Annotated in this window: 22 protein-coding genes; 14 read left to right on the top strand and 8 right to left on the bottom strand. The window is 39.7% G+C overall.

Features of this window, described 5'->3' with window-relative positions; genetic code table 11:
- Positions 1–2 precede the first annotated feature (2 nt).
- Entirely contained in the window at positions 3–365 is a 363-nt protein-coding gene (locus R8G33_10820; protein MDW3096155.1) for a cupin domain-containing protein, read from the top strand.
- A gap of 24 nt (positions 366–389) precedes the next feature.
- Positions 390–941 carry a YfcE family phosphodiesterase gene (locus R8G33_10815; GenBank protein ID MDW3096154.1) on the top strand — a complete coding sequence of 184 codons (552 nt, stop codon included), beginning with the start codon at positions 390–392 and terminating at the stop codon, positions 939–941.
- 4 nt (positions 942–945) lie between these two features.
- Here the strand turns inward: R8G33_10815 and R8G33_10810 are convergent, their stop codons facing one another.
- Together R8G33_10810 and adk are read right to left on the bottom strand one after the other, a co-directional pair.
- Positions 946–1272, bottom strand: coding sequence for a DUF3301 domain-containing protein (locus R8G33_10810; GenBank protein MDW3096153.1), 327 nt, complete (start codon positions 1270–1272; stop codon positions 946–948).
- A 10-nt stretch (positions 1273–1282) separates the two neighbouring features.
- Positions 1283–1936 (bottom strand): adenylate kinase, encoded by a 654-nt coding sequence (gene adk, locus R8G33_10805; protein ID MDW3096152.1) that lies wholly within the window; start codon positions 1934–1936, stop codon positions 1283–1285.
- A 237-nt stretch (positions 1937–2173) separates the two neighbouring features.
- On the opposite strand from adk, the gene R8G33_10800 reads away from it, so the two are divergent.
- Positions 2174–3436, top strand: a complete 1263-nt coding sequence (locus tag R8G33_10800; protein ID MDW3096151.1) for a 6-phosphofructokinase — start codon at positions 2174–2176, stop codon at positions 3434–3436.
- Positions 3437–3447: 11 nt separating this feature from the next.
- Positions 3448–3771: a DUF2288 domain-containing protein gene (locus R8G33_10795; protein ID MDW3096150.1), complete on the top strand. Its 324-nt coding sequence runs from the start codon at positions 3448–3450 to the stop codon at positions 3769–3771.
- On the opposite strand, the gene R8G33_10790 is transcribed toward R8G33_10795, so the two are convergent.
- Both R8G33_10790 and R8G33_10785 read right to left on the bottom strand, forming a co-directional pair.
- A complete protein-coding gene (locus R8G33_10790; GenBank protein ID MDW3096149.1) occupies positions 3758–4327 on the bottom strand; it encodes a TIGR02281 family clan AA aspartic protease in 570 nt (189 codons plus the stop codon). The two genes, R8G33_10795 and R8G33_10790, sit on opposite strands and share 14 nt — an antisense overlap.
- A 74-nt stretch (positions 4328–4401) precedes the next feature.
- The gene (locus R8G33_10785; protein MDW3096148.1) at positions 4402–5484 is read right to left on the bottom strand and encodes a DUF4921 family protein; all 1083 of its coding nucleotides are present in this window, start codon (positions 5482–5484) and stop codon (positions 4402–4404) included.
- 301 nt (positions 5485–5785) lie between these two features.
- Between R8G33_10785 and R8G33_10780 the strand changes: the two genes are divergently transcribed.
- The 3 genes from R8G33_10780 (at position 5786) to R8G33_10770 (ending at position 8015) form a co-directional block, all read left to right on the top strand.
- Positions 5786–6463, top strand: a complete 678-nt coding sequence (locus R8G33_10780; protein ID MDW3096147.1) for an OmpW family protein — start codon at positions 5786–5788, stop codon at positions 6461–6463.
- Positions 6464–6603: 140 nt separating this feature from the next.
- Entirely contained in the window at positions 6604–7785 is a 1182-nt protein-coding gene (locus tag R8G33_10775; GenBank protein MDW3096146.1) for a fatty acid desaturase, read from the top strand.
- 26 nt (positions 7786–7811) lie between these two features.
- Positions 7812–8015 (top strand): hypothetical protein, encoded by a 204-nt coding sequence (locus R8G33_10770; protein ID MDW3096145.1) that lies wholly within the window; start codon positions 7812–7814, stop codon positions 8013–8015.
- 88 nt (positions 8016–8103) lie between these two features.
- On the opposite strand, the gene fnr is transcribed toward R8G33_10770, so the two are convergent.
- Positions 8104–8826: a fumarate/nitrate reduction transcriptional regulator Fnr gene (gene fnr, locus R8G33_10765; protein MDW3096144.1), complete on the bottom strand. Its 723-nt coding sequence runs from the start codon at positions 8824–8826 to the stop codon at positions 8104–8106.
- A 357-nt stretch (positions 8827–9183) separates the two neighbouring features.
- Between fnr and R8G33_10760 the strand changes: the two genes are divergently transcribed.
- Positions 9184–9738 (top strand): hypothetical protein, encoded by a 555-nt coding sequence (locus R8G33_10760; GenBank protein ID MDW3096143.1) that lies wholly within the window; start codon positions 9184–9186, stop codon positions 9736–9738.
- 20 nt (positions 9739–9758) lie between these two features.
- On the top strand, positions 9759–10508 hold the full coding sequence (locus R8G33_10755; GenBank protein MDW3096142.1) for a glutathione S-transferase C-terminal domain-containing protein: 750 nt from the start codon (positions 9759–9761) through the stop codon (positions 10506–10508).
- A 208-nt stretch (positions 10509–10716) separates the two neighbouring features.
- Here the strand turns inward: R8G33_10755 and R8G33_10750 are convergent, their stop codons facing one another.
- The gene (locus tag R8G33_10750; protein MDW3096141.1) at positions 10717–12891 is read right to left on the bottom strand and encodes a glutamine synthetase III; all 2175 of its coding nucleotides are present in this window, start codon (positions 12889–12891) and stop codon (positions 10717–10719) included.
- Positions 12892–13276: 385 nt separating this feature from the next.
- Entirely contained in the window at positions 13277–14299 is a 1023-nt protein-coding gene (locus R8G33_10745; GenBank protein ID MDW3096140.1) for a DUF481 domain-containing protein, read from the bottom strand.
- 124 nt (positions 14300–14423) lie between these two features.
- Here R8G33_10745 and R8G33_10740 point away from each other — a divergent pair, with 124 nt between their 5' ends.
- Entirely contained in the window at positions 14424–15236 is an 813-nt protein-coding gene (locus tag R8G33_10740; protein ID MDW3096139.1) for a zinc-dependent peptidase, read from the top strand.
- On the opposite strand, the gene R8G33_10735 is transcribed toward R8G33_10740, so the two are convergent.
- On the bottom strand, positions 15237–15878 hold the full coding sequence (locus tag R8G33_10735) for an SOS response-associated peptidase family protein (protein MDW3096138.1): 642 nt from the start codon (positions 15876–15878) through the stop codon (positions 15237–15239).
- A gap of 66 nt (positions 15879–15944) precedes the next feature.
- Here R8G33_10735 and R8G33_10730 point away from each other — a divergent pair, with 66 nt between their 5' ends.
- From R8G33_10730 to R8G33_10715, 4 genes are all read left to right on the top strand, one after another.
- Positions 15945–16451 carry a hypothetical protein gene (locus tag R8G33_10730; GenBank protein ID MDW3096137.1) on the top strand — a complete coding sequence of 169 codons (507 nt, stop codon included), beginning with the start codon at positions 15945–15947 and terminating at the stop codon, positions 16449–16451.
- 43 nt (positions 16452–16494) lie between these two features.
- Entirely contained in the window at positions 16495–17607 is a 1113-nt protein-coding gene (locus tag R8G33_10725; protein ID MDW3096136.1) for an alpha/beta hydrolase, read from the top strand.
- A gap of 5 nt (positions 17608–17612) precedes the next feature.
- On the top strand, positions 17613–18005 hold the full coding sequence (locus R8G33_10720; protein MDW3096135.1) for a YkgJ family cysteine cluster protein: 393 nt from the start codon (positions 17613–17615) through the stop codon (positions 18003–18005).
- A 186-nt stretch (positions 18006–18191) separates the two neighbouring features.
- Positions 18192–18425, top strand: coding sequence for a hypothetical protein (locus R8G33_10715; protein MDW3096134.1), 234 nt, complete (start codon positions 18192–18194; stop codon positions 18423–18425).
- Positions 18426–18438 lie beyond the last annotated feature (13 nt).

Below are 18438 nucleotides of genomic sequence, written 5' to 3'. Positions count from 1 at the left end.
GAATGCGTACTCATCATCAGAAAATAGATAATTATATTACTAAAGATGGCTCTACTATCCGTGAGCTCATGCATCCAGACACCCACGCCAATAGCAATCAAAGCCTTGCAGAAGCCACTGTCCCCATCGGCATTGAAACTGAACTACATTTGCATAGAAAGTCTGAAGAAATTTATCATATCACCCAGGGAGAAGGGCTAATGTCTCTAGGTGAAAAACAATTTCAAGTAAATATCGGCGATACGATATGCATTCCACCAAATACGCCTCATCAAATTTCAAATACTGGCGCTAATGATCTAATATTTCTCTGTGCTTGTAGCCCGGCTTACTCCCATGAAGATACGATTATCATTAAACCTTAACTCTAAATACAAAAAGAAATATCCGTGTGCAAAAAAATCAATCTTAATCATTTAATAAAGAAATCTGAAATCGCAATTGGCGTACTATCTGACACTCATAACGAACTTAACGACATTGTTGTTAACTCTTTAAAGAATTGCGATGCAATTATACATGCTGGCGATATTGGTGATGCTGACATTCTTGAAAACTTAAATACACATGCCGATCACGTTTTTCCAGTAAGAGGGAATAACGATACAGAAGAAAAGTGGCCGGCGCATGATCTGCTTGCTTTGGCAGAGATTCCGGATAACCTTGAATTATCTTTTGACAATAAAGTTATTGCCGTTACCCACGGACATCAATTCTATAAAGTTGAAACTCGTCACGATAAGCTAAGAGATCAATTTCCACACGCCGATATCATTGTATACGGGCATAGTCATCGCATAGTATGCGATCAACAACAAGAACCCTGGGTAATCAACCCTGGCGCTGGAGGCTATACGCGTACCTTTGGTGGTGCATCTTGTATGATATTAAAATACAAAAACAAAAAATGGGACGTACAAAAGTTTCGTATTGAACAATAGAGACTTAATGTAGCTCGCCTTGAATAATTTCACCATCAGGATGCAGCAAAGACAAATACTCAATTTTATTACTGAATTCAACAGCAACGCCATTGTAGCGATCAGCACCATTGATACTGAATTCAAATACATAAAAACGACGCAACCTAAGGCGTCCATTTTTTCTTGCAGGAAATACTTTATTCAAATGAATGGATTGATCTAGCATCTGCACGTGATTTTGCATACAAAATGAATGACATCGTTTCATAGCAAATTCACGTGAACGCAACCCATCAATCCAGAACCATACACCTAATGCAATAACAGCTAGTATTATAAAAACATCCAATGTTTTTGCATTAGCCTAGTGCGTTAAAAATTGTATCTCTAATTTCATCAACCTTACCGATACCATCAACTTTCACATATTGTGGTGCTTTGGCTTCACCGCTACTTGCCCAGGAAGAATAATATTGAATCAACGGCTCAGTTTGCTCATGATAAATACGTAGTCGTTCGCGTACAGTATCTTCTTTATCATCATCTCGTTGAACCAAGTCTTCTCCAGTAACGTCATCTTTACCATCCACTTTAGGTGGATTGTAAATCACATGGTAAGTTCTTCCTGAAGCAAGGTGAGCACGGCGCCCGCTCATACGTTTTATAATTTCTTCGTCATCAACATCAATCTCCACAACAAAATCAATATCAACGCCTTGGGTTTTAAGCGAATCTGCCTGAGCTAAGGTGCGTGGAAATCCATCGAACAAAAATCCTTTTGCACAATCATCTTGCTGAATTCTCTCTTTCACCAGACCAAGAATTATCTCGTCAGAAACAAGCCCACCTGAATCCATAACTTTTTTTGCTTCTATACCTAAAGGTGTACCTGCTTTGACTGCTGCTCTGAGCATATCACCAGTGGATATTTGCGGTATTCCATAACGCTCGGTAATGTATGTTGCTTGAGTTCCTTTCCCGGCCCCTGGCCCACCTAATAAGATTGCACGCATTGGTATATACTCCTACTTAAATTATTTTTCTAAAAGACTATTTTGACACACACTGTTGCAGTAACCCACCGTATTAAACAAATTTACTCTAGTATCAATGTCATCAATCACCAATATTCATAGTGACAACACTCCCCTCCAAAATACACATTGGCTGCTACGGTTAGAGCATGTAATTTTGTTGTTACTGACACCAGCAACATTTAACTTCAATCATCTATTCATAAGGCAAATCAAATGAGTAAAAAAAATGCTTTTTATGCCCAATCTGGCGGCGTCACTTCAGTTATAAATGCCACTGCATGCGGATTAATTGAAACAGCACGTAAAAATAAAGATAAAATCGGCAAAGTTTATGCTGGCCGAAACGGAATTATCGGTGCACTCACTGAAGACTTAATAGACACTTCAAAAGAATCCGCGCGTTCCATAGCCGCTCTACGCCATACTCCTTCAGGGGCATTTGGTTCTTGTCGCTACAAATTAAAAAGCTTAGAAGAAAATCGCGCTCAATATGAAAGACTCATCGAAGTGTTTAAAGCACACAATATTGGCTACTTCTTCTACAATGGTGGAGGAGACTCTCAAGACACATCCCACAAGGTTTCGCAGCTCAGCAAAGCCATGGGTTACCCAATTCAGTGCATAGGTATTCCTAAGACTGTTGATAACGACTTACCGATTACTGATTGCTGCCCAGGATTTGGCTCCGTCGCAAAATATGTTGCGGTATCAATTCGTGAAGCCGGCTTCGATGTTGCCTCAATGGCAAAGACTTCTACCAAAGTTTTTGTCATGGAAGTCATGGGACGTCATGCCGGATGGATTGCTGCAGCAGGTGGATTAGCCGCTGAAAAAGAAGGTGATTCACCGCATATTATTTTATTTCCTGAAATACCTTTTCGAAAAACTACATTCTTAAAGCGTGTCAAAGAATGTGTTAAGAAATATGGTTACTGCGCAATTGTTGTTTCCGAAGGTGCAGCCTACAAAGATGGAACATTCCTCGCAGACGCAGGAAGTGTAGATGCCTTTGGACACAAACAATTAGGCGGTGTCGCACCAGTAGTGGCTCAGATGATTAAAGACGCCACTGGCTACAAATACCATTGGGCTGTAGCAGATTATTTACAACGTGCTGCTCGTCATATCGCTTCTAAAACAGATGTTGACCAAGCTTATGCCGTTGGTAAAGCCGCGGTTGAATTTGCACTGCAAGGCAAAACCGCAATCATGCCCACGATTGTTCGCGTATCTAATGATCCATATAAATGGAAGATTGGCCATACATCATTAGCACGTGTTGCCAATGTAGAGAAAATGATGCCTGCCAGCTACATTACCAAAGATGGATTTGGTATTACGAAACGCTGCCGAACCTATTTAGCACCGCTCATTAAGGGCGAAGACTACCCACCTTATAAAAATGGCTTACCTCAATATGTTGAACTGAAAAATGTACCGGTTCGCAAGAAGCTCAACACTGACTTTAAAATTTAGCGAATAAATAAATGAGAGAAGTCGATAGATTAATTCAGGAAGAAAAAGCCAAGATCGTAGCTGAAACTGCAAAGATTTCATGGAGAGAACTAGAAAAGTTTTATGCCCAAGGAAAACTAATTCTAGTTAGCGAGACATTGAATCTAGTTGATGTCGGTTATTCAATTTCACTCGATGATGCCTCTAAGATCATCGAGTGGATGGAAGAAGGCTTACTTGTCAAAGAATTTAATAATCAAGCCAAAGCTTGGCATAAAGAAGATGCTGAGGTTTGGAGTGTAGTTGTACACCCATGGGTATTAGTACAAGCAATTAAACCTGCTACTGCCGAATAGATAACTTGCCGTCTTCGTGTGTGACTGAAAGATTTCTTAGGAATGACATTCCTAGCAAAATCTCTTCACCATCCATGTGAGGATTAATATCGGCTCTTACATTATATAAAGTGATATCACCCAGACTAATACGATCTAATACTGTCGAGTAAACAGTAATATTACCGTTCGCTGTTATCGCTGTCATAGCACTTCCCTTTTTCAGCCCTACTCTATTCGCGACCCTCTCAGGCACTGATACAAAACTCGCGCCTGTATCTACCAAGAAAACAACTGGTTCATTGTTAATTTTCCCACTAGCGACATAATGGCCATGAGTACTACTTTGCAGTACTACTTGTTTGCCGCCGTTTTCTAACACTTGTGTGCTCAGGTTTTTGTTGGGATTACGTTTATTATCCAGCACGTTGGTGAACAGCAGTGTCAGCAAGCCAATTGCTGCAATCCATGACATTACTATCATCCACTTGCCTGCTGCCGCACTGAAATTGTGTTCTTGATTACTCACTAAGCAAATATTCTCAACTCTTTGCCCATCAATTTTCATTATAGTCATGCACTAGAATGGCTATGGTATGAGACAAGATAAGCTGTCTTAGATTCCCGCTTTCGCGCGAATCTAAGTACAGTTTATAAACTCACTGAACGCAACTGTTCAGCAGCATCTTCTGGGCTAACAGTGCTAACAAACAAGCCAGAACCCAATTCAAACCCAGTAGGAATACTTGTACGCGGGCATATTTCCAAATGCCAAATATAACTATCGACACAGTCTTGCCATTCAGGTGAATGCGGCAATGAGTGCAAAAAGAAATTGTATTGAACACCGCCTAAAACATGATTAAGTCTTTGCATAGTATGTTTAAGTACAATTGCAAAATCATTTAAATGTTCATCCTTAATGTCCAGAAAATCTGCCTGATCAAATAACGGAAGTATTTGCACTTCCCATTCAAAACGACTTGCAAATGGTTTTACTGCAATAAAGTATTCTCCACGTTCTATAATGTATTGCCCAACATTTACTTTTCGCCTCACTTCACCAGATTCACGATCATATATCGTGGCTTCAAAAGTGAGTGCCTCATCTATCAGTGTATGAAAAATATTTTGATTATATTTTTCATAATACTGGCGCGTATAGTTTAGTTCGTTGACTACATTCTCAGGCACCACAGGCATGGCAACAATTTGACTATGCGTATGTGCAATACTTGCACCTGCTGCTGCACCAAAATTTTTAAACACTAATACATATTTAATTCGCGTATCACTCGCATAAATCTCTTGCATGCGATCACGAAACATTGCAAATATTCCAGCAATGTGGCTTACCTCCATATCGCTCACACGAATACCATGATTAGGGTGATCAATGACGACTTCATGTCGACCATAACCATCAATCACTTTTTGCAAACCAAAATTAAGCGCATTACCACTTTGCTGCGGACTCAGCACCGGAAACAAATTTTCTACCACTCGTACTTGCCAGTCTGTTGGTGTTGGCCAAGCTGCTATAGTCGGTGGCGTCATTTCTTCGTTGCCTGTACAAAAAGGACATTTTTCTACATGTTCCCGCTCATCACGCTCGACTGGTGCTTCTTCTTTTCTTGGCCGCAATCCTCGCGCGGTAGAAACTAAAACAGATTCTGACGGGACAATGGGATTAATTCTAATCTCACGAATACTTTGACTGTCATCATCACTCATCCATTTCTCCAATGTTGTAAATTACCTTTAAAAGACTTCGTATGAATTACTGTAGTTAATATCATTAACATACAGCCGCGCATATAGCTCCTATTATCACTCTTGATCATCAACATCCAAAATAGGATGAACTTATAGAATGCAAAGTTAAATCTATTTGCTTGTTAAAACTCAGGCTCTAGCACTACTAAAAACATTTTAGTTATATACAAGCACTCTTTAAGTGCATTGATACAGGTCAATGACATTCTACTAGCGTCTAAATACACTGAACTTATAAATTTTAATTCAGCCCAATACCATGACTATTCAAACACTCTTAAAAGTTGCAACTAGCTTTCTTTGTTTAATAATTTTAACTAACACTGCTTATGCCAATGATCATGATCGTTGGATTGTTAGATTTCGTGCCATCAGTGTAGCCCCCGATGACAGTAGTGGTGACATCGCTGTCAATGGCAGCGCGGTTAGCGGTAGCGGGGTTGGCGTTGATGAAGATATTGTCCCTGAGCTTGATATCACATATATGTTCACAAAGCATATCGGCCTAGAATTAATCCTTGCTACTTCTAATCATAATGTCACTGCACGTGGATCACTAGGCTCACTTGGCAAAGTTATCAATACCGATGTGCTTCCTCCCACGCTTACATTGCAATACCATTTCAATCCTACAGGCATTATTCGTCCATATGCAGGTATAGGAGTTAACTACACTAAATTTTACGATGAAAAGGTAAGAGGGCCATTAGATATTTCTGGCTCTGATATTCGCTTGGAAAGTTCTTGGGGTTTAGCTGCGCAATTAGGCATTGACTATATGATAAAAGAAAACTGGTTTATCAATGCTGACATAAAATATCTTAAAATCGACAGTACCGCAAAATTTCATAATACACCTAGCTCGTCTGGGAATGTCGAAGTTGATGTAGATATAAACCCCATAGTAGTTGGACTTGGCTTTGGCAAAAGATTTTAAAGCTTGATCTTGATCAAGTTATTGTATTAACAAAACTATTTGATCAAACCTTTACTTGATATACATCATTTCTAATTAACGATGCAGGCTCCAATATAGACGCACAAGTTACACAATAATATATTTTAGGAGTTATTCAAATGCATACGTTTTTAGTAAATATCAGATATTTTTTCACACCGAGTTTAATATTTTTAGCACTTCTAGGTGTGGTTCTTGGGGGCAATTGGGTCTGGTTAGGTGTTGCTTTATTTGCAGCGGCAATTGTTGTAGACACACTTACCAGTGTAATCCCAAGTATTCACGCAGAACCTGCCGGTCGCGATGATGATGGTGAAACTATCGGTAAGCCATGGCTACTTAAAGGGATGATGTGGGCGCAATACCCCATATTTGTTGCATTACAGCTAGCGCTAGTCTGGCGAGTCTATGAATTTTCCACAGGCACACCAATTGGCACTATGGATTTCTTATGGTTTGAAGTTCAAACAGGGGTGACCGGTTGGCAAATGGTAGGCGCCACCATATCAGCAGCCATGTTCTTAGGGCTTGGCATCATGTTTGGTCATGAGTTAGCACACACTAAAGGTCCAACTTTTGTACTTGCTCGTTGGATGATGGCCTTAAGCGGAATCGCCCACTTTTGTTATGCGCATGTCTATAACCACCATCTAGAACTAGGTTGCGAAGATGATCCTGCAACATCACCTCGTGGAAGATCAATCTACAAACATTACCTGTTATCTCATTTTGGACAGTCACGTTTTTTGTACATCATGGAACAACAACGTTTGAAAAGATTGGGAGTTTCTTTCATCTCTTGGCAGAATCGCTGGATTCGCGGATATGCAATGAGTTTACCTAGCATTGTCTTATTTTGGATGGCAGGGGGATGGATTGGCCTAGGTGTAATGGTTGCAGCGTGGGCAATCGCAGGATTTGAATTAGAAGTCCTTAATTACCTAGAGCATTACGGATTAATTCGCGAGAAAGGTAAACCAATTGAATACCACCACTCATGGGACGTAGGTGAATCACCAATCACACAATGGGGGTTTATCGAAATTGGTCGCCAAGGAGATCACCATGATAGAGGTGAAACACACTTTTGGGAGTTAGAAGAAGTGGGCTCGCCCGATACCGGCTACGGTTACTTCGCTATGTTCGCAATGATCTTAGTGCCGCCAGTTTGGGAGGCATTCATTAAGCCAAAACTTGCTGAGTGGGATAAAAGACATGCTAGTGAAGGTGAACAAAAAATAGCAGCCCGCATGAATTATCGCGCTGGTTGGACTGACATGCCCTTATGCGCAAAAGCATAAGTAACGGACTTAAGGAGAACATAACAATGAAAACATTTTCAGCATTAATAGCCATCGCATTATTTACTTCTGTGGTAGGCATTGCGTTAGTCTCACTAGGTATAGAGCAGCATCACACAAACCCAATATGGGCAATCGGTACATCAATAATATTTCTAATCACTTTACTTATTGATGTATGGATGTTTTTCGCCATCGCTGGTGAAGAAGCCTATCAATGGGAAAAATAACGTCTTCGTCCGACATCTAAAGAAAACCATAGTACCTCCGCAAGGAGGAAGACGTAGCAGTTGCGCGGTATCTTTTACCGCGCTTTTTTTACGAACTAGCTATTTCTAGCAACCGGTTGTGATCAACTATTTCAATAGATCGACGAGTCACATCAACTATTTCATCTTCACTTAACTTTGTCAGAATACGACTGACTGTTTCTACAGCCAACCCCAAGTAATTTGCGATATCTTGGCGACTCATAGATAGTATAAAAGAGTCGCTTGACAAACCACGTAATTTAAAACGCCCAGATAAGCTTAGTAAGAAAGTAGCGACACGCTGGTCTGAGTTCTTTTTCGCCAAGAGCAATAGCATTTTATGATCTTGAGAAATTTCCCGGCTGATTAATTTCAGTAACTGCTTTTGCAAACTAGGTATTTGTAAACAAATGTCCTCTAGCTCATCCAGAGGCATTTCACAGATACTGCTTGTTTCTAATGCTTTACTGCTGCAATTGTGTATAGATTGATCCAAGCCAGCCAGACCTACTATCTCACCTGGCAAGTGAAATCCTAATACTTGCTCTTCTCCACTTTCAGTAATGACAAAAGTTTTGACTGAACCTGAACGAACCGCATAAATACTGCGATTATCACTACCTTCTTTAAAAAGCAGATCGCCCGAATGCACTACACGTCTCGCCTTGATGACATCATCAAGTCTTTGCAACTCCTCGGCTTGTAAACCGCGAGGCAAGCACAACTCAGCCAAACTACATGTCTTACATGAGTCGCTCAGAGCTCTAAAACTTACATTCGTTTCAGTCAATCAAACTCTCCATATTTAACCTGACCCAGAAAAACTTTTCTGACCAGTCTTGATCCATGTCAATTACAGTTACATTCCACTTAGCTATGATTAGATTAGCGGGATATCAGGTCATTTAATAACCTCTACCAGTTGTTCATAATGACTTATTAATAACGCGAAGTCATCCGCTTACTTATATAAAGTAGACTAAGTTTTAAATACAATAGTTAAAACGCGAATAAGGGCACCTAACTACTCATGCTGTTTGTTCCTAATTTGACAGAACTATAATAAAAATCGCGAATTAATTGCCTATTGGGGTGTAAATGCACCCACAATATTATACTAACACATTGATTTAATTGGAGATTTAGAATGGGCCTATTTGGATTTGGCGGAAAAAAAGAAAAAACCGCAGCCGCAGGTAAAGACGACAAAATGTCCCTCACCGGACCGGCAAATGCAGCTAGCATGAAGTGCATTTTGACAGCTGGAATTCGTGGCATAGAAATGGACATAAATTTGTCAGGCGGGGACACTGTTACCATGACTCATGGACCAGTCACTATCGTCGGAGAGAATGCTATTTCGACTTATTTAGACATTAAAGGGAAGGGCATGCTTCTTAAACCAAAGAAAGCTAGCCGTTTAGGTGATCAATGTCGCTGGATAGAAGTCAGCAGTAATCTATTGGACTCTGGCAATAAGGTTGAAAAAGTAATGGCACGCATGGACCAGCTTCTTGGTGAACAAGAATTCTTAGTGGGGCCACTTTCCTTGGCAGACTCTGCGGTCGCTGGCAGTATTTTAGCATTGAAGAAACAAGGTAAAGCACCTGCGGGTCATGCCAACGTAGACGCATGGCTAGGCCGTGTCGAGGAAAAGATTCCTGAAAATCTACGTGCCGACTTCATGAGCCACATCAACTAATTTAGTAAAAGGGAAATACCATGGATTTATTTGATCAAAGAGCAGTGGCTGACACAGGTGATGGTGACTACGGCCTATCAGGAGACATGAAGAAAACACAATACGTGTTACAACTATTAGGTGCACCATTCTGCCCAGAAACATTAAAGTGTATTTTAATAGCCGCAGAACAAGGAATGGAAATGAATACCGGCACAATTGAAATGTCTGAATTGGACTCTGCAGAATTTAATGAAGTATCAGAATTTGGGTTAGCACCTGCGCTAAAAGAAAATGACTACTTTACGGCAGGCAGTAAAGCTATCACCGAATTCATTAATGCGCGTGGTTTAGGTACATCTATAATACCTAATAATGTTGTACTCGCTGCAGAACAAGAAACTTGGATCGACAAATCTCGCCAACAAGCAGAGCCTACTATACAAGCCTTCGTAGGCGAACTCACTGGCCAAGCGGGCGACACCGCCGCTGCAAAAGCTCAGTTAGAACCAGTATTAGATGAACTTAATGAGCAACTAGGTAAAGATAAGTTCATTCTTGGTAAAAATTATTCGATGGCTGACGTCCATTGGACTGCTGATATGCATTTGCTTAGCCTTACATCAGGCGCAGACATGATTACCTCACGAAGCAACATCAATACTTGGCTGCAAAACATAAGGGATAAAAAGAGTAACTGCGGTCAATCATTAAAAGCATATTCATTACTTCCTACAGTAGAAGATATTAAAGCAAACAAGCTTAATAATGTAACGATTGATGATTTTTAGCGAATAAAGCAAATCAACCTTAAAGCCTCTGCAAAGAGGCTTTTTTATTTCCATCAATGATTGATAAAAATCCTATTCTGAGAATGCTTTCAAATTAAATGGATTTGATCTTCTTGTCTGGCGGATACTATAAATTTGATTTTCTCTATTAGGGGATCACTAGCAAATATCAGCCAGCGACCCCTAATTTATTACAGGCGCTTTTTACTTATTTAATAAAAAGCATTTCTTGATATTTTGGTAATGGCCATAGCTCGTCTGATATTAATCCTTCAAGAGCATCTGCATGCGTTCGAATTCCAAGCATCAAGCCACAGATAGTATCTGCACAAAAAATCATATGCTCCTCAATTGAGCTGAAATCATCTTTTTCAATTGCATCATTGAGTTGTTTGACTAATGCCATCATTTGGTTTGCTTCTGTTGCGACACTTTTTATACTCAATCCATCTACTACTAGGCCCATACCTGACAAACTCTCAGCCGTTGTAGTAAGTGCTGACAAGTAAGAAATTGCAGCAGGGTAAATTTTCGTAGTTGCCATATCGACAACTGTTTTTGCTTCTACCTCAATCGACAACACATACTGCTCCGAATAAACTTCAAAGCGACTCGCCAGTTCTTCTGGAGATAACACCCCGGTACTTTCAAACAATTCAATCACAGATTTCTCTTTAAAAGCAGGCAAAGCATCAGCCGTCGTTGGAATGTTTTTCAATCCTCGTTCTTCTACTGCTGCTTTATGCCATTCAGACGAATAGCCATCGCCTCCAAAAACTGCATTACCATGTAATTCCATCAATTCTTTTAGAACAGTGATAACCGCTTCCGTTTGCTCCATACCACTTGCCAATGTTGATTCAAGTTTCCCTGCAATCCAATCTAATGAATCTGCCAACATAGTGTTCATCGCTACTAAAGGACCAGAAACAGATTGTGCCGACCCTACCGCACGAAACTCAAAGCGATTACCTGTAAAAGCAAAAGGAGAAGTACGGTTTCGGTCACCTGGGTCACGTTCAAATTTTAGAATTTGGGATAATCCTAGATCCATAACTCCGCCACTCGCTTTTTCTAACAGTTTCCCTTCTTTTATGTCATTGAACACGCTTTCTAGCTGTGACCCTAAATAAACTGATAAGATTGCAGGAGGTGCTTCATTCGCGCCTAATCGATGGTCATTACCTGCTGATGCAATAGCAGCCCTTAATAGCGGCCCATAAAGATGAACACCACGAATAACTGCTCCACAGAATAATAAGAAATTTAAATTCTCATGTGGCGTACTTCCTGGATCAAGCAAATTGCCTTGGGTTGAATTCCCGACAGACCAGTTGACATGTTTTCCTGAACCATTAATTCCAGCAAATGGTTTTTCATGCAACAAACAAAGGAAGCCATGTTCTTTGGCTGTACTTTTCATGGTAGTCATCATTAATTGTTGATGATCTGCTGCGACATTAGCGGCTTCGAAATAAGGTGCTATCTCAAATTGCCCAGGGGCAACTTCGTTATGATGTGTTTTTGCAGGGATGCCTAAACGATAAAGCTTATCCTCAAAGTCTTGCATAAAAACTTGCACACGTGCAGGAATCGCCCCGAAATAATGGTCATCAAACTGCTGTCCTTTTGCTGCTGCTGCACCAAATAATGTACGTCCAGCAAGTAGAAGATCCGGACGGCAATTAGCAAAATTCTCATCGACTAGAAAGTATTCTTGTTCTGCTCCGCAGCTTGAATTTAATGGTGCAATATCAGTCTCGCCCATTAAAGTTAAAACTTTGTTTGCTGCTTTATCCATAGCTGCATTGGAACGCAACAATGGAATCTTTTTATCCAACGCCTCGCCCGTCCAAGACATAAATACACTAGGTATCATCAATGTAGAACCATTAGCAGTATGCATTACAAAAGCGGGACTGGTAGGATCCCATGCCGTATATCCACGTGCAGCGTTGGTCATGCGCAAGCTGCCATTTGGAAAAGAAGATCCATCTGGCTCACCCTTAATTAACAAGCTACCAGTAAATTCAGTAATAGCATTACCGTCCGAATTTGTGACAATAAACCCATCATGCTTTTCAGCAGTTATATTGGTCATAGGGTAAAAAATATGTGAGAAAAACTTAACACCTTTTTTGATCGCCCAATCCTTCATCGCTGCCGCAACGATGTCTGCTGTCGCTGCATCGAGCGGCGCACCCGTCTGCACTGTTTTCTTTATTGATTTGAAGGCATTCTTTGATAACGCTTCTTCCATAGTAGCGAGATTAAATACATCGCACGCCCAAATTTCACTCAGTGGTTGTGTCGGCTCGCACACTTTTGGCACTCGATTAGTAATTTTGCTTATGGCTTGAATCCGAGATTGATTTCCACTCATTTATATTTCCCTCAATGGCTTGTTATTTAAGTTATATTTTATTAATTCTATTGCATCAGGAGTGACCCCTAGTGCTTCGATACATAAGATCTGCAAGTGAATACGCAGGATTCAGGCCAGATTTTTATTATTAGCTAATTTTTTTAAATATTGACTGTGTAGAGGTTTTGACCAAACTTCCGTAAATTAATGCGCCCTAAAGCTCCCCGAGATGGGGCAAGCACCATTGTTTACTCACTATTGTAGTGCAAATATTTAGTTTGCTTAAAGACTGAGAAATGGATTTATAAGAAATCCTTACTGCTTGAGCACAGTGAAAATGCCTTTGACCAATATTAACCTTATAACCAAATACGGCAACTTGTATATCCATTATTATTTCGCATTAAAATTCGTACCCTAAAGTAAAAATATATTCCTTATCTGTTCCTTTAGTTCCATCGGCTGGTGAGCGATTCCAGTCAACATTCGCTTGTAGTTTTGCATTTATGTAATCGTTCAATGGGAATTTGAACCCTGTACTTGAACGAACATTTATGTCTTCACTGTTTTCCATGCTAAAGAATCCTTCGTGGGCGTGGAATGTACCTAACCAAGAAAATAATGCCTGCTTATAATCAACTGCCCAGCGGCCACCAGTGTAGTGATTATCTTCGTCATCTTCGAAATCTTCTTCGACATAGGCCAAACCCAACTCGCCCTTGAGTTGAAGATCGTCTTGATCAAAAAATTGGTAACCACTACCTAGTGAATAAGTCGATCTTAAGCTTAAAGATTCTTCAAAGTCTTCCTCAAATGATACGGAACCAAAGCCATACCATTTTTCATTAATAAAGTGATCTACTTGCATTGAACCGAAAGTTTCATCCTGTGTTTTATCGCCATTATTCTTCTCAATGGATTTTGCCAGCTCCAATGTATAACGATTTTCTAACGTTCTTGCTTCGGCATGTAAACTCCCCTGGTAGTCCTCATCATCTTCATTGCCACTGGAACGACTTAAGCCGATATCTATATTGCCAGAATATTTAATTTTATCTGACTCTGGCTGCTTTTCTGGTTCCAGTTGATTTGATGCCAGCTCATTTGCTTCGAATAATACGTTTACGTTGTCGTCAGTCACGCTAAATGGCGAACCTTCTTCTTTATTCACTTGCCCAATTTGAGTCTGCCCATTCTCAAAAACGACTTTTATAGGTTCGTCTGTGCTTAAAGTCGTCACGGTGTTCTGTTCTATTTTCAGCCCTTTGGCAAAGGCCGTATCCATGACTATATATTGGTCATTAATTTCTCTGACTGTGCCAAACAATCGATCACCAGACATTAGGGTAATCTCATCTGCTAATATTGTTTGCGTGATAATGACTGACAATAGCAAAACGCTAAGAAGCCTCTTTACGACATTCATTTTTTTATTTACCTAAGATTTATTGGATTACACGTGATGTGACTATAGACTAATGCTGTAACTTATAAGAGAGTATATATAATTTTAAGTTCACATTGCGATTATTGCCGCGGCCGGAATTACCATGCCTATTATTATATTATTTTCCATTATTATTGGTGCATGCCTAGCCTGGTACATACGCAAACGCATTATCGCTGCCAAACACGAGAGATTATTTAATACACCACTTCCCAATCAATGGATCACGTTGCTTGAAGACAATGTTTCCCTTTACTCGCGTTTACCTGGTGAACTGAAAATTCACTTGCATGGCTGCATTCAATTATTTCTAAATGAAAAAGAATTTATTGGCCGTGGTCTCGATATCACCGAACAGATGCGTTTAACCATTGCGGGGAATGCTTGTATGTTGCTATTACAAGGTCATAAACGTCACTTCCCAGGCTTTAGCAGTATCCTGGTTTATCCAGACACTTATGTTGCAAAACAAGTCAATCACCATGGTTCTCATGAAACAATTGAAGACAGTCATCGCGCTGGAGAATCCTGGTTTCGTGGACCAATTGTGCTGTCTTGGGGCGATAGCCTGCGAGGCTCATTGAATGCAAACGACGGCCACAATGTTGTCATTCATGAGTTTGCTCATAAATTAGATGAGCAGAGTGGTCGCATGGATGGCTTGCCCACGCTTAGAAAAAATGTGCATTACTCTGAATGGGCAAGTGTGCTAAGTGAAGAGTTTGATGCACTTAAGTATCGTGCACAACGCGGCAAAAATTCTGTGATGGATGAGTATGGTACAGTTTCACCGCCCGAGTTTTTTGCTGTGGCGACCGAGTCTTTCTTTGAAAAGCCTAAACAAATGAAAAAGAAATTACCGGATTTATATAAACAGCTAAGTCGCTTTTATAGTATTGACCCTGCTGAATGGTAACTAGAATAAATCTTTTGTTCTACCCACTTGGCTCTCTTTAGTCATACGAATGTAGTCTTCTGTTTTTGCTTGCATCAGTTCATCCACTTCCTCAGCATTCTCACTCACGAGCCATTGTTCGGCGTCTTTAGTATCGATAATCACTGGCATACGATGATGAATTTCCGCCATTTTCTCATTTGGGTCTGTGGTACAAATTGATAAGAATAATTCGCCATCTTCACTGATTTCGAAAATACCACCCAAGGTGAATGCCGCTTCATAAGTTTCTATGCGATAACGGTCGCGCTTACCTTTTGATTGGTTTTGATCCCATTCGTAAAATGCATTGATTGGAATTAAACATCGCCGTCGCCGTATCGCTTCACCCCACACAGGACTCTCCCAAATCACTTGGCCCTTGGCGCTGACTCGGCGAGAATTAAATAAGCGTTTCCCTTTATCCCAAGATCGCTTCCAGCCCCAATTCATTAGCGCACTATCCATTTTATTATCCTCATTCACAAATCCTGCCACTAACGGCTTATAATAAGGAAATAAATTTGCACTAAGTTCCATATCAGAGCTACACATTGGCACCCCAATGTCATCCATTAAGATAGCAATATGCTGATAATCGGTTACATTAACTCTTCCACACATATAATTGCTCTAACAATATTTCTCAGCAGTCAGAATATTAACTTAATTTTAGAGTAGATTTAATCCATGAAGATACATAGCGACATAACTATAAATGGGAAATTCTATTCCAAAGGAATGAAGATCCCTTGGTATACAATTTATCCATTTTTTATGATTCACATGCTTATGTTTGGTGGTTCTGGTTTCTTCCTCGCCTATGGCAGTGATGCAGACATTTCATTTTTATACATGCACGGTGGCATCGCGATACTTGTTTACACAATTTTCTACTTCACCATATTTGGCGTTGAGCAAGTAAAATGGATGTTCACGAATGCTGCGCTAGGTTTTCTAGGAATATATTGTGAAATTGACTGGATATTATCTCTTTTTAACAAACATGCTAATGACTTTGCTTGGTATGTCCACGTCGTACCATTTCTTTATTATATTTTATATACCTTTTTACTTAGACAGGCGGTGATAGATATTAGCAGGTCACGTAATAATGAACAGCGGATGAAATATATCAATACCGCATATGTATGTTTGTCATTGATAATTTACTTAACGATATTGATTATGAAATAGAACTGTTAATCCTTGATTATTTCTCAGAAACATTAATAATATTATGATGTTTCAACCTCAGGGGGTGCATATGTACTTTATTACTAACAGACAAATTGACACCTCCAAGCATGGCTTTGATAAATTCACCAAACATCCAAATGTAAAAGGCCCCAACGAATTGCAAGCAGTTGAGATCACAGGCGTCACCACACCAAAATTTAAACTGTTAAAAGATCAATTATCTACCGCTGAAGCTAAACGTCTTAAAAATAAATTCAATTTGGATATAGACGAGAATGCACCGCACTATGCAAGTTTAACTGTTGCTTGCCGCGTGTTTGAGCAAGCAAGGAAAACCTGTAAGAATGTTTTGCTTTATGTGCATGGTTATAACAATGATATTAAAGATGTTTACTCTACTGCCAGAGAGATTGAACGCTTATATGACGTGATCGTAGTTACTTTTACTTGGCCCGCAAATGGTGGAGGTGCTTTATCAGGCACGTTATCTTATTTAGCAGATAAGCGAGATGCACGCGCATCCCAAGACGCATTAAATCGCTGCCTTGACTTAGTTGGGAAATATCATGCTTTACTTACTATGGCAGCTAGAAAAGCGCTAGAAGAGCGAGCTAGTAAAAAATTCATCGACAACCCTACCAAGCAACGAGAGTTCTTGTCCGAACTAATTAAAAAAGATTGCGACCTATCAGTTAGCTTACTTTGTCATAGCATGGGTAATTATGTATTAAAATATGCATTAACCAGCAGCCTTGCTGAATCACGTAAACTTATATTTGATAACATTATTCTTGCTGCTGCTGATGCTAACAATGAATTACACCAAACGTGGGTAGAAAAATTACAAGTAAGAAACTCTATATACATCACTATTAACGAAAATGACTTTGCATTGTCATGGTCTAGACGAAAACCAGGCGAACAACAAAAAGCACGCCTAGGCCATTATTTGAAAAAACTAGACGCCACCAATGCGACTTATGTAGATTTTACACGAGAAAAGGCCGTCAATAATAGTCACACTTATTTTGACAAGAAGACTGTAGCCAACAACAAAGGCGCGTTACGTTTTTTCAAAAAAGTATTCTCAGGAAATGACGTGACACCTTACTTAGAATTCTTATCTCATAACAATACTTACAGGCCTAAGTAAATATTTTGAAAGAATGCAATCAATGTGGCAAATGCTGCATTAAATATAGTAATGGCGGACTCTCAGCCAGTACTGACGAAATCAAATGGTGGGATGCAACCCGTCCACATATATATGACTATGTTCACGACGGCAAAATTTGGGCAGACCCAAGCACCAGAAAACTATTAGCACTATGCCCATGGCTTCGCAAACAACCCAACAATATTTACACCTGCGACATCTATTATGATAGGCCCGAAGATTGTAAGTTTTATCCAGTCACTATCAAACAAATGATTGAGGATGAATGCGAGATGCTAGACACTGGCGACTTATGCAACACTAAGCATGCTCAGAAAAAATTAGACAAGATTATGTTTGCCAGTAGGCCAGCATTAGATAGCGATGAATATTAATTTAAGTGATTAAGCCGCTATTCAAACAAATATAATTCTATAAATTATCCTATATAAGCACACTTATGACGCCATATTAACCGCCTATATATATCACTTAGAATTAGCAAAATTCCTCAAGTAGACTTGTCAATGGTAATACATTACAGCTATCTTATTTATTTCAAGCTTAATTGAGGCAAGCACATGTCAGCTCAAGCACATCTTAATACATTGGTTAATACTCTAATTAAAAATGGTGTGGACCAAGAAAAAATTAGTGTCCTACGAGACAGTTTTAATGACGAGCATGTTGAAGTTTTTCTAGAAAATCTAGCTGCTTTTGAAGATCTTAATGCATTGATAGATGACACATCAGATTGTTCCAATCAATCTAATCTATTAATAGATACTGTCAGCGAATTAATTTCTAGCAAATAGCTTACAAACTATA

The organism is Gammaproteobacteria bacterium, from assembly GCA_033344735.1.
In the GTDB taxonomy this organism is placed as follows: domain Bacteria; phylum Pseudomonadota; class Gammaproteobacteria; order UBA4575; family UBA4575; genus UBA1858.
This window is presented reverse-complemented; position numbering and strand designations above follow the sequence as displayed.